Origin of the sequence: Shewanella sp. Iso12, assembly GCF_012030025.1 — a bacterium.
Lineage (GTDB): Bacteria > Pseudomonadota > Gammaproteobacteria > Enterobacterales > Shewanellaceae > Shewanella > Shewanella algae.
Window position 1 is genome coordinate 345,674 of sequence record NZ_JAAUHW010000001.1, and the last position, 15,147, is coordinate 360,820.

General features: G+C 51.7%; 13 protein-coding genes. 5 read left to right on the forward strand and 8 right to left on the reverse strand.

The features are described from left to right. Positions 1 to 101 precede the first annotated feature (101 nt). The 4 genes from HCX89_RS01550 to panP all read left to right on the forward strand — a co-directional run bounded on the left by HCX89_RS01550 (position 102) and on the right by panP (position 5,769). The gene (locus HCX89_RS01550; RefSeq protein WP_101059126.1) at positions 102 to 1,250 is read left to right on the forward strand and encodes a sugar diacid recognition domain-containing protein; all 1,149 of its coding nucleotides are present in this window, start codon (positions 102 to 104) and stop codon (positions 1,248 to 1,250) included. Positions 1,251 to 1,405: 155 nt separating this feature from the next. Beyond that, positions 1,406 to 2,764, forward strand: coding sequence for a GntP family permease (locus HCX89_RS01555; protein ID WP_025886739.1), 1,359 nt, complete (start codon positions 1,406 to 1,408; stop codon positions 2,762 to 2,764). Positions 2,765 to 2,818: 54 nt separating this feature from the next. Next, positions 2,819 to 3,982: a glycerate kinase gene (locus tag HCX89_RS01560; RefSeq protein WP_167714839.1), complete on the forward strand. Its 1,164-nt coding sequence runs from the start codon at positions 2,819 to 2,821 to the stop codon at positions 3,980 to 3,982. Between the two features lie 140 nt (positions 3,983 to 4,122). Then, positions 4,123 to 5,769 carry a pyridoxal-dependent aspartate 1-decarboxylase PanP gene (gene panP, locus HCX89_RS01565; protein ID WP_167714841.1) on the forward strand — a complete coding sequence of 549 codons (1,647 nt, stop codon included), beginning with the start codon at positions 4,123 to 4,125 and terminating at the stop codon, positions 5,767 to 5,769. A gap of 4 nt (positions 5,770 to 5,773) precedes the next feature. Here the strand turns inward: panP and HCX89_RS01570 are convergent, their stop codons facing one another. The 8 genes from HCX89_RS01570 to HCX89_RS01605 form a co-directional block, all read right to left on the reverse strand. After that, positions 5,774 to 6,826 (reverse strand): hypothetical protein, encoded by a 1,053-nt coding sequence (locus HCX89_RS01570; protein ID WP_167714843.1) that lies wholly within the window; start codon positions 6,824 to 6,826, stop codon positions 5,774 to 5,776. A 135-nt stretch (positions 6,827 to 6,961) separates the two neighbouring features. Continuing rightward, positions 6,962 to 8,053, reverse strand: a complete 1,092-nt coding sequence (locus tag HCX89_RS01575) for a hypothetical protein (protein WP_167714845.1) — start codon at positions 8,051 to 8,053, stop codon at positions 6,962 to 6,964. A 2-nt stretch (positions 8,054 to 8,055) separates the two neighbouring features. Further along, on the reverse strand, positions 8,056 to 9,855 hold the full coding sequence (locus HCX89_RS01580; protein ID WP_167714847.1) for a hypothetical protein: 1,800 nt from the start codon (positions 9,853 to 9,855) through the stop codon (positions 8,056 to 8,058). Beyond that, on the reverse strand, positions 9,845 to 10,201 hold the full coding sequence (locus HCX89_RS01585; protein ID WP_167714849.1) for a hypothetical protein: 357 nt from the start codon (positions 10,199 to 10,201) through the stop codon (positions 9,845 to 9,847). The genes HCX89_RS01580 and HCX89_RS01585 overlap by 11 nt, the downstream gene beginning before the upstream one ends. A 10-nt stretch (positions 10,202 to 10,211) precedes the next feature. Next, positions 10,212 to 10,502, reverse strand: a complete 291-nt coding sequence (locus tag HCX89_RS01590) for a PAAR domain-containing protein (protein ID WP_025012114.1) — start codon at positions 10,500 to 10,502, stop codon at positions 10,212 to 10,214. A 1-nt stretch (position 10,503) separates the two neighbouring features. Continuing rightward, positions 10,504 to 11,031, reverse strand: a complete 528-nt coding sequence (locus HCX89_RS01595; protein ID WP_167714851.1) for a DUF4123 domain-containing protein — start codon at positions 11,029 to 11,031, stop codon at positions 10,504 to 10,506. Positions 11,032 to 11,035: 4 nt separating this feature from the next. Then, the gene (locus tag HCX89_RS01600) at positions 11,036 to 13,108 is read right to left on the reverse strand and encodes a type VI secretion system Vgr family protein (protein ID WP_167714853.1); all 2,073 of its coding nucleotides are present in this window, start codon (positions 13,106 to 13,108) and stop codon (positions 11,036 to 11,038) included. Positions 13,109 to 13,264: 156 nt separating this feature from the next. Beyond that, the gene (locus HCX89_RS01605; RefSeq protein ID WP_025009852.1) at positions 13,265 to 13,783 is read right to left on the reverse strand and encodes an Hcp family type VI secretion system effector; all 519 of its coding nucleotides are present in this window, start codon (positions 13,781 to 13,783) and stop codon (positions 13,265 to 13,267) included. A gap of 667 nt (positions 13,784 to 14,450) precedes the next feature. Here HCX89_RS01605 and HCX89_RS01610 point away from each other — a divergent pair. Continuing rightward, on the forward strand, positions 14,451 to 14,915 hold the full coding sequence (locus tag HCX89_RS01610) for a hypothetical protein (protein ID WP_044734212.1): 465 nt from the start codon (positions 14,451 to 14,453) through the stop codon (positions 14,913 to 14,915). Positions 14,916 to 15,147 lie beyond the last annotated feature (232 nt).

A 15,147-nucleotide genomic window follows, 5' to 3' on the forward strand; every position in this document is an offset into this window, starting at 1 on the left:
TTTACCTAGGCCCCTAGGCTGCATACCTTGCGTCGCGATTAAAACGCGTCTAGTACGAGCAAAATTCAACCATGAAAGGTTAACAGACCCTAGAGGCTCGCATGTATTTTCTCGACGCCGCGACCGCGCAGCAGATAGTGGATCGCACCATGAATATCATCGACCACAATATCAATGTGATGAACAGTCAAGGGGTGATCCTCGGCTCCGGCGACAAGCAGCGGCTCAACAGTGTCCATGAGGGCGCCCTTTTGGCCATAGCCCAAAACCGCACTGTAGTGATAGATGAAGGCAGTCGCCACAGCCTGCACGGTGTCAAACCCGGGGTCAACCTGCCGCTGCATTATCACGGCAAGATAATCGGCGTTGTCGGCATTACCGGTAATCCGGCGGAGCTGCTGCGCTATGGTGAGCTATTGAAAATGACCGCCGAAATGATGGTCGAGCAAGCCAACTCTCTCGAGTTGGATCTCTGGCATAAACGCCAGCGGGAAGAATTTATTCTGCAACTGCTGAAACGGGACAATTATAGCGAAAGCGATTTTTGTGCCTGGGCCGCCCAGCTGCAGATAGATCTGCAAAAACCCAGAGTTGCTGCCGTGATAGAGCTCGCCAAAGGCGAAAACAAGGCCACAGATCTCAAGGAGATCCAACGCTTGCTCGAGTATCCCCAAAGGGACAACCTGGTGGCCATGACCGCCATGGATCAGTTGGTGATCCTCAAACCCGCCTTTCTCGATGGTCGCAGTTGGGATCCGGCGCTTGAGGATCTGCGAATCGAGAAACTGCTTGCCCGTTTGCCGGCCGACACCCAGGGCCGGCTCAAAATCGCACTGGGGCATTTCTTCCCCGGTGAAGGCGGTATTAGGCGCTCATTTCATACCGCGCTTGAAACCCTGAGATTGGGAAAGAAACGGGCGCCGGAAAAGACCAAATACCTCTATCAGGATCACGCGCTGGCGGTATTGCTGGCCGGACTGGTCGATAGCTGGCGCGGTCAGGAGCTGGCAGCGCCTTTTCGCAAACTGCAGCAGCATGACAAAAAGGGCCTGCTGACCCGCACTCTCAGCGCCTATCTGCAACACTTCGGCGACCAACAACAGTGTGCCAAGACCCTGTTTATTCATCGTAATACCCTGAGATACCGCCTGGAGCGTATCAGTGAAATCACCGGCATAGAGCTGCAAAGCCTGGATGGATTGCTGCAACTCTACCTGGGAGAAGTCCTCAGCCGCCTGGAACACAAATAATTGTGCACACGCACAAAAAACTACCCTCTTTCAGGGGGGAATTCCGTATTTTCCCCTAAAGCCATCACGGCGCGGCAACTGGGATAATAATCGCCAGCCCGCCTTCGCGCCGGCGCCCCAACCCTACACAAATAACGACCCAATAAGGGACACTTATGAGCCTGGTACTAGTACTATTGGCGGTGATCATCTTTATTGTCATCGCCACCTCAACATTTAAACTACACCCTTTCTTGACGCTGCTGCTGGCGTCATTTATCGCCGCCTTCGGATTCGGCCTGCCCGCCGGGGAAATCGCCAAAACCATCAGTGGTGGTTTTGGAGGTATTCTTGGTTACATAGGGCTGGTGATAGTCCTGGGAACTATCATAGGCACAGTGCTGGAAAAGAGCGGCGCGGCCATCACCATGGCCGATGTGGTCATCAAGGTGCTCGGGCAGCGTTTCCCGACCCTGACCATGTCCATCATAGGTTATATCGTTTCCATCCCGGTGTTTTGTGACTCGGGCTTTGTGATCCTCAACAGCCTGAAACAGTCGCTGGCCAACAGAATGCAGGTTTCCAGCGTTGCCATGAGCGTTGCCCTGGCCACCGGCCTCTACGCTACCCACACCTTTGTGCCGCCGACTCCCGGCCCGATTGCCGCCGCCGGTAACCTGCAACTGGAAGCCAGTCTGGGGCTGGTGATTGCCGTCGGTATCCTGGTTTCTGCCGTTGCCGCCTTCGCCGGTTTGCTCTGGGCCAACCGGTTTATGAACACTGAGCCGGATGGCGAAGGCGCCGAAGAGCTCAAGGCTTCTGCCGAAGAATTTGAAACACTCAAGGCTGCTTATGGCAAGCTGCCAAGCCCCTTGGCGGCGTTCTCACCTATTTTTGTTCCTATTTTGCTGATCTGCCTTGGTTCTATCGCCGCCTTCCCTTCCAAGCCCATGGGTGAAGGCATGTTGTTCAGCCTGTTCCATTTCCTCGGCCAACCGCTCAATGCCTTGATGATAGGCCTGGGGCTGTCACTCTTGCTGCTCAAGGGCGACAACAAGGTCAAAGAGTTTTCTGATCGTATCTCACAGGGCCTGGCTGTTGCCGCCCCCATACTGCTGATCACCGGGGCCGGCGGCGCTTTTGGCGCAGTGATCAAAGCCACGCCTATCGGTGACTTTATCGGTACTTCACTGTCGGCTCTGGGTATAGGTATCTTTATGCCCTTCCTGGTGGCGGCGGCACTGAAGTCGGCTCAAGGCTCCTCCACAGTGGCGCTGGTAGCCACTTCGGCTCTGGTGGCCCCCATGTTGGGAGATATCGGCCTTGGCAGCGAAATGGGCCGGGTGCTGACCGTCATGGCCATAGGCGCCGGAGCCATGACAGTGTCCCACGCCAACGACAGCTTCTTCTGGGTGGTCACTCAGTTTAGCCGCATGAGCGTAGCCCAGGCCTACCGGGCTCAGACCATGGCGACCCTAATTCAGGGGATCACCGCCATCATCTTCGTCTGGCTGCTTAGCCTGGTTCTGCTCTAAACTCTTCCCTTGCTGCTGCCGGTTTCACCGGCAGCCCGTTGTACAGGAAATCAGATGAAAATAGTGATAGCACCAGATTCCTTCAAGGAAAGCCTGAGCGCCCTCGAAGTGGCCAATGAAATTGAAGCAGGCTTTAAACACAGGCTGCCGGATGCCGAGTACCTCAAAGTGCCGGTGGCCGACGGCGGCGAAGGCACAGTGCAATCTATGGTCGATGCGACCAATGGTCACCTGGTCGAGCTTGAAGTCTGTGGCCCACTCGGACAACCAGTGAAGGCCCATTACGGCATTCTGGGTACAGAAGGTGGCACCAGTGGCATCCGAACTGCAGTTATCGAAATGGCGGCCGCCTCCGGGCTGCATCATGTCAGCCCGGCGCTTCGCAATCCAAGGCTCACCACCAGTTACGGCACCGGCGAGTTGATTGTCGATGCCATAGAGCGTGGCATTCGCCACTTCATCATAGGCCTTGGCGGCAGTGCCACCAATGATGGAGGCGCCGGTATGGCCAAGGCGCTGGGCGCCAAACTATTGGATAGTACCGGACTGGAGATAAGCCCGGGCGGGGCGGAGCTCGCGGCCCTGGCAACACTGGACTGCAGCCAACTGCATCCGGCGCTCAATGACTGCCATTTTGAAGTGGCCTGTGATGTGGACAACCCTTTATGTGGCGAGCGCGGCGCTTCGGCGGTATTCGGGCCGCAAAAGGGAGCCACAGAGGAAATGGTCGCCGAGCTTGACGCCGCCCTCGGTCACTTTGCCGATATCCTGGCTCAGAGCGGCTTTGAAGATAAGCGCCTGCAAAGTGGTGCTGGCGCCGCCGGTGGCATGGGACTTGGGGTGATGGCATTTCTGGGCGCCGAGCTGCGCCCCGGTATCGACATAGTCATGCAGGCTGTGGGGCTGGATGCCAAACTCGAAGGCGCTGCACTGGTTATCACCGGCGAGGGACGCATAGATGGACAAACCATCTATGGCAAGACGCCCATGGGAGTTTTGCGCCTGGCAAAGGCGCGCAACATTCCCGTGATTGGTATTGCCGGCTGTCTGGGAGCAGGCTCAGAGCTGGTGTTGGAGCAGGGAATGAGCGCCATTTTTGATATCATACCCTCGGCCTGCGACTTGCCCAAGGCGCTGGCCGAAGCCAGAGCCAATCTGCAGCGCACCTCGAGCAATATCGCCGCTCTGCTGGCTCTGCAACTGAATAACGCCAATTGATTTTTCGCGGGTCAACCTCTGTGGCCCGCCGCTTTTTCGCTTCAGTTTCAACTTGTCTGACCGCAATCCTTGCAGTAAAGTGAGCTGCCATTTCAAGACCTGTGCAGACACAGGCAGATACAGTGTGAGACCAAAGCCCAATGACCGCCAGCAAACAACGCCAGGCCACCGCCTCAGAAAACTCTCTGATGCGTATCTTTACCGTGCCCGAAGCACCGGAATCGACCCTGAGCCGCATAGAGCAGGCATTGTCTGAAGATCTCGCCGGTTTCCTGACCCAAAATATTGCCGCGCTGGAAAAACCCCTGAGTGAAATCGAAAAAGATTTCCAGGCCTTTGAAATCCCGCGTCAACCCAGATTTGTTTCTGACTACACTGAAGAGATGATGCAGAATTTGGTGGCGCATTCAGTACACACCGCCGCCCCCAGCTTTATCGGCCATATGACATCGGCGCTGCCCTACTTCGTGTTGCCCTTGTCGAAAATGATGGTGGGCCTGAATCAGAATCTGGTCAAAATCGAAACCTCCAAGGCCTTCACTCCCCTGGAGCGGCAGGTGCTGGGGATGATGCATCACCTCATTTATGGCCAAACCACCATCTTCTATCACCAGTGGATGCACAGCGCCAATCATGCTCTGGGAGCTTTCTGCTCCGGCGGCACTGTGGCCAATATCACCGCCCTGTGGATTGCCCGTAACCAACTGCTCAAGGCTGACGGTGAATTTCGCGGTATCAATCGTGAAGGCTTAGGCGCGGCGCTCTGCCACTACGGTTGGAAGAGCCTGGCGATACTGGTGTCCGAGCGCGGCCATTACTCTCTGGGCAAAGCTGCCGATCTGTTGGGCATTGGCCGGGATAACATAGTTTCAATCGCGACCGATGCCAACAATAAGGTCGATGTCGACGCCATGCGCGAGGCGGCCACCAAGCTGGCCCGGCAGGGCATCCGAGTCATGGCGATTGTCGGCGTCGCCGGCACCACAGAAACCGGTAACATAGACCCTCTGCCTGAGCTGGCCGAGTTGGCAACCGAGCTCAATTGCCACTTTCATGTTGATGCCGCCTGGGGCGGAGCCAGCTTGTTATCCAGCAAATATCGCCATCTGCTCAAAGGGATAGAACTGGCCGACTCAGTGACCATAGATGCCCATAAACAGATGTATGTCCCTATGGGGGCTGGTATGGTGCTGTTCAAACAGCCTGAACTGGCCCGGGCGATAGTGCATCATGCCGAATATATTTTGCGTAAAGGTTCCAAGGATTTGGGCAGCCAGACTCTGGAAGGTTCCCGCCCCGGAATGGCCATGCTGGTGCATGCCTGCATGCAGATAATCGGCAAGGAAGGCTATGAAATACTGATCAATAATTCGCTGGAAAAGGCCCGCTTCTTTGCCGGCTTGATTGAGCAACACAGCGAATTTGAACTGGTGAGTGCGCCCGAGTTGTGCCTGCTCACCTACCGTTGGTGCCCCTCTTGGGCACAAACTGCTCTGAACCGGCAATTGGCACAGGGCAATCTTGAAAAGGTCAAAGAGATCAATGGCATTCTTGATGACCTCACTCGTGCCATTCAGAAAAAACAACGTGAACAAGGCAAGTCTTTTGTGTCCCGCACCCGGATCCAACCCGCCCGATATCACAGAGAAACCGTGACTGTATTCCGGGTGGTGCTGGCCAACCCGCTGACCACAGACACCATACTGGCAGATGTATTAAACGAACAAACTGAGCTGGCAGCTTCTGAAACCGGGCTACTGCAGGTGCTAAAGCAAGCCTGCAACTAAACATTTATTGAGGGCGATGCTGAGTCACGCCCTGCATGCCGTTTTCCCGCACCCGCACGCTTTTGAGCAGCCCTACTATCATATCGGTGGCATTCAAGGGTGCCATTGCAGGAAAGTCCTTGATCTCTATCTTGCCGCTGATCTCCATATGGGCATAACGGACACTGTTGATTTTGCTGTCGGTGCTGACCCAGGTAAACTCCCGCTGGGTATCCGAGTATTTACCATCACTGATAAACAGCCGCCCTTCCCGCCCGGCCACCTTGGTCTTGCTGCTGGCGAAAAAGGCCATCATCCCGCTGTAGCGGCTGAACTCCTCTTTCAAGCCCTTTTCCTCGCCTTTGCCATACACGTTTACGATGATCTCAAACAGTGAATCCTTTCCGTTAAAAAACTCCGCCCCATAGTTTTCGTGATAAGAGCCTTCCTTATACGCGCTCGTTGGATAAGGCCCTGAAGGGGTAATCGGTGGCTGAAGATTGGCGATCAAGATATTTCTTTGCAAACAGACACCCGCCTGCTTATGCGGCCAGGGCTGATATTCAATCTTCTCTATCGCCTGACGCATCCATTGCAGCCGCTGCTGCAATATCTCATCCACATTGGGGGCGTTACGGGCTATAAACTCATTAGCGCGGCCATCAATGCTGATGCCTATCTGTTGCTCCGGAAAATCCTTAAAGAAAAAAGCTGCAAAGTAATGTTCTGCGTCCGGTTCTTGCATTAGCCTTCTTCTGTCTTTGTAGTAAACAACCGTCTTCAGCTCAGGTTCCAGTTCTTTTATAACGTATTTGGTTGGATAGTATTTTGTCGTTTCCTTACTACGCAACTCCTCCACGTAAGCCAGCCATTGCTCAAGCCTATGTTCACCGGTTATCACCCCTTTCTTTTCCGCCTTATCATCCTGATGATAGATATTGATAAAAAACTGCGGCTGACCATAACCCGAGGTGAGCAGTTGCATCTCTTGGGGTAACTCAAACTCAAACCGACCTACACAGTGCTTGGTAAACACCATACCGGCCGGTCTTGGCGGTATCTCCTTGGCGTACGTCAAAAGGGGAAAAACTGCACAAACCAGGCAGCAGAACCACAGCTTTCGCCGCAGTGAACTTAAGGACTTCAGGCATGCTCTTATCAAAGGTTTCTCCCTTTCGCTCCTATCAATAGTTCCAACCTTTCATTCTTATAGCTAGTCCTTCACTCCGACCATGCCGTTTTCTCTAACCCGCACGCCTTTGAGCAGCCCCACTATCATATCGGTGGCATTCAAGGGAGCCATCTGCGGAAAGTCCTTGATCTCTATCTTGCCGCTGATCTCCATATGGGCGTAACGAACACTGTTGACCTTGCTGTCGGTACTGATCCAACGAAACTCCCGCTGGGTATCCGAGTATTTGCCATCACTGATAAACAGCCGCCCTTCCCGCCCGGCCACCTTGGTCTTGCTGCTGGCGAAAAAGGCCATCATACCGCTGTGGCGGCTCAGTTCTTCTTTCAGCGCCTTACCCTGATCTTTGCCATACACGTTCACCAGGATCTCAAACAGTGAGTCTTTACCGTTATAAAACTCCATCCCATAGTTCTCATGGTAAGAACCCTCAGCATTTTTCAACGGCTGGGAATTGGCGATCAGGATATTTCTCGGCAAACAGACGCCCGCCTGTTTATGCGGCCAGGGCTGATATTCAATCTTATCTATCGCCTGACGCATCCATTGCAGCCGCTGCTGCAATATCTCATCCACATTGGGGGCGTTACGGGCTATAAACTTATCCGCTCGCCCATCAATGCTGATCCCCACCTGCTGCTCCGGAAAATCCTTGAAGAAAAAGCTAGAGAAATCATGCTTAGCATTAGGATCATTCATTAAAACTCTGGAATCTTCGTTATAAACTAATGTCTTAAGTTCAGGTTCCAGGTCTCTAATCACATACTTGGTAGGCCCATATTTCGCAGCCTTACTATGCAACTCCTCCACATAAGCCAGCCATTGCTCAAGCCTGTGTTCACCGGTTATCACCCCTTTCTTTTCCGCCTTATCATCCTGATGATAGATATTGATAAAAAACTGCGGTTGACCATAACCCGAGGTGAGTAGTTGCATCGACTCCGGCAATTCCAGTTCAAAACGCCCCGCGCAGTGTTTGGTAAACACCATGCTCGCCGGTCCTTCCTGCATTTTTTCCGCTTGCGCCATCACAGCCTCTCCCTGCCAAAAACAAACCATTACCAGACTGCCGAGCAGCCCACGTTTAATCCTCTTGCGATAACCATCAGCCATCTCTATCCCTTGAATTTCTGGTGAATATCCGGTAGCCAAGACTGAAGCACACCGACCATAAGCTCCCTGACATCGGGACAGTTAAAGAACCCTTGATGATCCTGGGTCGCCACCAAGCCGATAGTCTGCACCCCTTTGGGATACTTGCCCGCGCCTTCATGCACAGTACCATCGCCCTTGGCCGTCTCTTTGGCAAGCCTGAAGCTGGAACTTTGAGCCATAGGCGGCGTATGGGCATATTGATGGCCATGGCGGTTCTGTTCAACCCAAGCCTTTAACTTACGTTCATGTTCTGCCAGCTCACTGCGACTCAGCAGCTTGACTTCCCCCTTCACGAAGAGCCAGTCATGGTTTTCATCGCCTATAACTTGCCAGCGCTCCACAGCCGCCGTCTCCAGCCCCGGGGTCAAGCTGTTCTGCAATTGCCATTCACAGGTGTCAAACGCCTTGGTGTCCGGGTTATTGCTGTAGAGCAGTGTGGTTGTTGCGTGAAAGTTAGCCGCCAGTTGGTCATGAAATTTCTCACAATCAGTGATACGTTTTGTAAATGCTTTCTTATGTTCTATTAACTGCTCATCCGTTGATGTTCCCAGCTCAGGTGCCAACAAGGAAGGCTGTACCAGGCTGTACCAGGTATCGAAACGGCGGTAGAAATCATAAATGCCACTGCCATAACCTATCTGCAACAGTTCCCGTTTGGCGGCTTGTTTCGTTGGATCTTTATTGATAAATAGCCACTCCCCCTTATTGGCCGCATCCACGTAGAGCTTATTGGGCATCAGCTCCAGCCCGCCCTGACAAAATCCCAGTATTGCCGTGGTATCGGCGGCATTCTTACCCAATACTTGTTTGGCTACCTGACCGGCCAAACCACCACCAACTGCGCCGGAGCGAAATTGGTAATAAGTGGATGGGCTGCCATGGGTTGGCATAGCGCCATGGATAACAGCTTCGACTTGAGTTTCCAGGCCGCTTAAGATAAAGCCGGCGCGAGAGGCGTATCCGCCCATGGAGTGACTGATGACCACAAACTTAATATCGTCCTTGGTCAGCCCCAGGTTATCGCCTTCTTTATCTTCCTTGAGTAACTGTGTCCTGAATTCCTCAAGTTTATCCTTGAGTCGCTCTCCGGCCGTTTCATTGCTGAGCATCCAGTTATAGCCCACGGCAAATACCGGGAATTGCAGCCCGGGATACAGGCGTTTGAATAACGGCTCCTTCGATTCGAGGTGTCGAAGCAGCGGGCCATAGCTGTCCCACAGCACTTCGCCCCAACCTCGAGCCGTTTTCTGCTCCATCTGCGACTTGGGTACTGAGGTATAGACCCTGAAATACTTATCGGTACCTGGGTCCACCTCCAATAAGTCATCCTTCCGATTGACGATCGGCTCTCCTTGATATTTAGTGTTGTCATCCACCAATAGGGCTTTACGCTGCATTGGGCCAGCAAAGAAAAGATCTTTGATTCGAGGCACGGCCGCTGCTTTAGTTCTAACCTTACGACCGGTTTCAGCTATTCCCCGGCCAACCTCCTTGACCGATATCCAGCGGCGAGTAAACCATTTGCCTATCCCCTCGAAGAAACCATCATCATCGTCCGCCTGTGCCGCAGCAAGCTCGGCTTCACGTTCGGCCTTCAGCTCCATGGCGGTACTGCTGGGACCATCAAACATTGCTCCGGCAGCGGGATCCCATACTGAGTCGCCACTCTTTTTGTTCATCAAGCGGGTGCCCATAATGCCGGGAACGAACACCAGCGCCACAATACCCTTGCGGCATTTACAATCAGCGTTACAGCTCATAACCAGACTCCATGGTAGAAGATTGCTGTTCCTTGGCCCACTGCAACAAGATAGCCGCTCGTCCTGAAGGCAAGCCGGTCTTGGTGACTATGGCACTCACTTCCGGGTCATTGATTGACACTTGTGCCAAAAACAAGGCCTCGGCCACCAAGCGCAGATGGCCCAGCTCGGTGAATCCATATTGATAAACCTGACTGACTTGCTGCTCGAGCCAGTCATAGCATGCCTGCTCATCTGTTGGTGGACTTTCCAGTGATAATAGGTGACGTGCGAGGGCATGGATCTGGTTTCGCCTTTGCCAGTTTGGCATCGCATCCATGATTTCCTGACTCAATTCCCAGCTCATTCGCTTCTCCTTAAGACACTGTCAAGGCAGCATCTCCCTGAATGACTTTGCCACCATGGGCCGTGGACGCACCCTGCAATACCACGGCGATGCCATTGACCGTCAAACTCGGATGTCCCTGAACCAGGGTATCTGGCCCGCCAACCTGGCAGTCACACTTGTGCCCGGTTAAGGCCACAGGAATACCGTTGACCGTCAGAGCACTTTCTCCCTGATTTATCGGTCCACCAACATGAGGGGTATTGCCGCTGAACATAGGGCAAATATGTTGATGTCCTTTCAATGCAACCGGAGTACCCATATTAATCCTCCTTAATCGATATCGCCTGACAGCGGTATCCGTCCGGCTCCCTTTGCCAATTCAGCCAATCGCTATTGAAACGAAAGGGGTTAAGCGATGCATAGAGCACTGACCCCAAAGGCTCAAGAAATGCATCCCTTCTGGCCTGCGTTTCTTCGGTTAAATAGTGATGTAAGACCCTGGGGTCGTAGAAACGAAAACGAGTAGTTTCACCATCAGGCTTGACGGCATACAACCTTTGCCCCAGTGCTTCTTTCAGTGACTGCAGGGCTAGCTCACTCTTGCACCACAGCGCGCTGTGGCCATGGGTGTCTTTCTCCAGCATCAGTTGTATCAGCTCATCCTGTCCCGCAAGATGGAGTAACCAAGGGCCGTTATCCACCAATGCCTGATCCCTGTAATCAAACAGGCTATGACACTCGGCTCCGGCCCCTTTGGCAAACCACAAGGGCTCGGGGCATAGCGCTGCATCCAAGACCAAGTAGTTGGGCCCAAACGCCTTGAGGCTATTTTCTTTCACCATAGTCATACTGTTATTCTCCGCAATCGGGACAAAGATCGACTATCGGGTTGCCCTCTTCTGCGGCACTCTTCAGGGTCGCCAATTGGGGCTTGGCTCCGGTTGTCACAGCCACTGGCCCCTTGAGCTTGATATTGGGAGCTTCGAGAGTGATCCCGCCGGAATCTATGAGTATCTTGCCTCCTGGCCCCTGAATAGTGACTTTCTCCGAGCCATTGAGGGTGAGCGACTTGGTGTGCACCAGTACGCTTTCACCGGCTTCCAATAACACCTTTCCCTCAACCTTATGGGTGTAATGGCCGCCCACTTCCAAATCGTGATTGGCTCTGGAGTACTCGTGACGACGATCCATGACTTCGAGGCGATAATGACGCTTGATCAGGGTTTGCCTGTCTCTGGTCACTTCCAGCTTTTGATCCTGACCAATCAATGCCTGCTGATCTCGACCTATTTCCAGAAACTCATCCTGCCCCACGTTCAGGCGCTGATCCCGTCCTATGTGCTTCTCTCTATCGTTACCCACCTGATAGTGCTGGTCGTGGTTGATTTCCAGCTTATGGTCTTTCTGGGCATGCAAATAGATGAGTTGATTTTCGGCGGCATCCTCAAAACTCAACTCATTGAATCCCGGCCCTTTGTGGGTTTGGGTCTTGAGCACGGTTTTGGTTTTGTTGGTCGGCAATACATAGGGCACAGGATTGGCAGCATGGTATGTGCGACCGGTAATGATAGGTTGGTCCGGATCGCCTTCAAGAAAAGAGACTATGACCTCATGACCAATGCGTGGAACCGCCATAAAACCGTACTGACCACCGGCCCACCCCTGGCTGACACGAACCCAACAGCTGCTGTGCTCATCGGCCCGGCCATATCTGTCCCAGGGAAACTGCACCTTGACCCGGCCAAATTCATCACAAAAGATCTCTTCATTATCCGGCCCCACGACAATAGCCATGTGTGGCCCTGTCACCAAGGGTTTGGTGGCCGGAAGCGATAACCAGGGAAGGTGCCCTTCAATTGCCAATAACTGGTTTTGATACTGAGTCGGGGTGCTACTGTTCCCCTCCTCTGCCGCTGCGCCCTGTATTCCGCTGTGTTTTACCCCCACAAGCAACCAATCACGGTTAAACGCCGCATCTGGATGTTCGCCCAAGTTGAACTTGATACCGGCACCGGCATCAGCAATATCGGACATTGCCGATGCCATTTGGGTTTCATTCCGTAACGCCTGCAATCTGGCACGCGTGAAAAGCTCTCCCTGGGCATCATCCTTGTAACGCCCCGGATAATCATAGTGCTCATAAAGCACTTCAGATCCCGCTTGCTGGAAATCGAGCTGATTGGCAATATCATCCTGTAAAAAGCTATAAGCGGGCTTTTTGAAGCTGTAATCCTTGAGTTCGGCCTTGGCACTCGCCAGTTGCTTGGCGTAACTGAAGCTGCGGACAAAAGGCACTTCGCTGTCGCCGCCGCTCAAGGCGTTATAGGGGAATAGTTGTTTGGCCGCTGGCAGCTTGCTGGTGGCATCACAGAAAATCAGCGTATGTTTGTCGTCACTGAATTCGAAATACCAGAACACCCCGGCCTCAGCCGCAAGACGGGTGATAAAGTCAAAGTCCGACTCCCGATACTGAACACAGTATTCGCGCTTTTCCGACTCGTAGCGTGCATCCCAACTGAAGGCATAATCACTGATACCCATTTCATCAAGCAGGGTGCTGAAAATCTGTTTGAGGGACTTTTCCTGAAAGATACGGCTGTTTTGTCTCAGCCGCAGCCGCGCCATGGCAGGTTCCATGGTCAGCTTGTATTGGGTCTGTTTATGGCCTGAGTCTTCCTTGGCAAAGCGACTGACTATGCCGTGAAAACTCCTGACTCGAACACCGTCCTGCCAAATACTCAAGACGCCATTCTTATCGACTATCTGCTCGGCAGTAATATCATCCCTGCGGCTCAGTAATATCAACTCTCCCTTGAAGGGCGAGGACAACTGCTCATCAAAATCAAACGACAGCAGGTTGAAACTATCGTCCGCCTCCGCTTCTGCCTTGAAATGAAACCGCAAACCACTGCCAAGATAAAACATAGCCGGTATCCTTGTTCGAGTTCGTCCTGACTCTAATCCGATAGAATCACTCTTTTAATGTCATCGAAAACCTATTTGCAAAACCTTTACATCAGATAACAAGAGGCGCCCGGCTATCAGCCGGAACACCTCTTAGAAAAACAGTTGCTGAATGAATTATGCTTCGATGGGCTTGCGCCAATCGTCGGCACCAGAGGTTCCGGCGCTGACGTGATCCCAGTCTATCTTGCGATAAGCCATGGACACTTCAACCAGCTGAGTAAAGTCAGCCTTATTGGGATCCTGGCAGTGAGGCATATTGCAGTTGATATCTATGATAGTGGCACCTTCCAGCTTGGTCGTGAAGAAGTGCTCTTGCTTACCTTCGATAGAAGTGCGGTACCACTTGAGCTCAACCTTGGTCAGTTTCTCACCGGAAGATAGTGAGTTGTACATCAAGGGAACGGCTTTGTTCAGCGCGACGGTGAACTTGAACGGTTTGTGCACACGCTGACCGGAAGGCATGCCGGACTGAGGGTCGGTTGGCACAGTCACAATGTGGTTGAACTCCTGAACCAGCATCTCGTCTTCATGGCCTTCCACAAAGATGTCACCGACGGATTCCGCAGTAAAGGCGCCGGCAGTGAGGTTGCCCTGAGTTTGGCCTTCGATAGAGATATAACATGGTGTTGGCATGATAAATTCCTTTTTAAAATTCACTGAGGTTTGGATTAACCTTCCTAGCTAAGGCAACCTTCGTGCCAAAATTTAATCAATTGATTTCGTTACTGTTTAAAAAATAGCCTAATTGGCTGGGCAAAAAATTGCCCGAACTTGAGCAAAAAATTGCCCAGCGGGCAAGAAATTGCCCAATCAGTCAGGCATACCTTAAAAACTTATTTTTTGCTGCTTTATCGCGGCTAAGATTGACCGTCGCAATCCCTCACTTACCGGCACGGGTATGTGTACAGAATATCCAGCGCAAGGTCCCAGGTTAATATGCCGGATAATATGCGAAATAGAGAGCCCGGCAGAGGAATCATGATGAACGCCATAGACATAGGCCTGACCTTGGTGAGCCTTGAACACTGGAGCCTCACCTGCCTCATGGCAACTCAATAGTATGTGTATCAAGTCAATCATATTTGTTGTGTTACTTCTCTGTCTCGGCCAGTTGATAAGTTAGATGGAAGTAGGAGATTGGACATTTTCATGAACCAAGATTTGATAATCAGCGGGCTTTGGCTATCTAATTCATCATCATAGCCCCTGCAACTGCCGTGCTAAACTGCCGATTCGCATTGACATTTAGCGAGAAATATAATTTCATACCAATAATCCATCCAATTGTTTTTAAAGAAAAATGATAGAAGTAAAATGTTTTACGTTTTTTGCCACACAGAAGTTACACGCATCAGATATAACAAAAATAGTGGAGGATAAACATTACCCAATCATAGAAATTGACGGTTTAGAGCTATCTCCAAGCATAAGACTCACATGTACCAACCCTAATATAAACGAGTTTGATGCTGATGATATGTTAGGAGGGTTCTTTTCGGATCTATTCGACTCTATCAATAATGAAATAATAGAAGAGGATGGCAATGTAATTATAAAATCCATTTTTGTCCTACAATTCGATGTTGATTGTCCTATATCACTACATGGCGACGAAATAACCTACAAAGAAGGAGAAAGAGATTACTCATATAAAGTATCACCTTCTTTCTGTAGAACAGACTTTCCACCATTGACCGATTCGATAGAGATTAAATCAGAAAAGAAACTCACAATAGAAGAAGCAGTTAAAGAATTGATAATGTAATGAATGGGTTGATGCGCTTATTACCGGGTAAAGACATCTGCAATGAGGTCGCCCTGAGTTTGAGCATCGATATAAGTACAAGATAGATACAAGTTAGAGTTGGTTTGATAAATTTCTTCTTAAAATTTACTGGGTTTGGATTAACCTTTCAATCCAAAGCAACCTTTACGCAAAATTTAATCAATTGATCTGGTTACAGTTTAAGACTTGGTCTAACTGTGTGGCCCCTTTT

Bases quoted from the DNA above. Each gene is read 5' to 3' on its own strand.
- HCX89_RS01585 (WP_167714849.1), bottom strand. From the start codon at position 10,201: ATGAGCTGGGAATTGAGTCAGGAAATCATGGATGCGATGCCAAACTGG.
- HCX89_RS01605 (WP_025009852.1), bottom strand. From the start codon at position 13,783: ATGCCAACACCATGTTATATCTCTATCGAAGGCCAAACTCAGGGCAAC.
- HCX89_RS01610 (WP_044734212.1), top strand. From the start codon at position 14,451: ATGATAGAAGTAAAATGTTTTACGTTTTTTGCCACACAGAAGTTACAC.
- HCX89_RS01560 (WP_167714839.1), top strand. From the start codon at position 2,819: ATGAAAATAGTGATAGCACCAGATTCCTTCAAGGAAAGCCTGAGCGCC.
- HCX89_RS01590 (WP_025012114.1), bottom strand. From the start codon at position 10,502: ATGGGTACTCCGGTTGCATTGAAAGGACATCAACATATTTGCCCTATG.
- HCX89_RS01555 (WP_025886739.1), top strand. From the start codon at position 1,406: ATGAGCCTGGTACTAGTACTATTGGCGGTGATCATCTTTATTGTCATC.
- HCX89_RS01575 (WP_167714845.1), bottom strand. From the start codon at position 8,053: ATGGCTGATGGTTATCGCAAGAGGATTAAACGTGGGCTGCTCGGCAGT.
- HCX89_RS01580 (WP_167714847.1), bottom strand. From the start codon at position 9,855: ATGAGCTGTAACGCTGATTGTAAATGCCGCAAGGGTATTGTGGCGCTG.
- panP (WP_167714841.1), top strand. From the start codon at position 4,123: ATGACCGCCAGCAAACAACGCCAGGCCACCGCCTCAGAAAACTCTCTG.
- HCX89_RS01595 (WP_167714851.1), bottom strand. From the start codon at position 11,031: ATGACTATGGTGAAAGAAAATAGCCTCAAGGCGTTTGGGCCCAACTAC.
- HCX89_RS01600 (WP_167714853.1), bottom strand. From the start codon at position 13,108: ATGTTTTATCTTGGCAGTGGTTTGCGGTTTCATTTCAAGGCAGAAGCG.
- HCX89_RS01550 (WP_101059126.1), top strand. From the start codon at position 102: ATGTATTTTCTCGACGCCGCGACCGCGCAGCAGATAGTGGATCGCACC.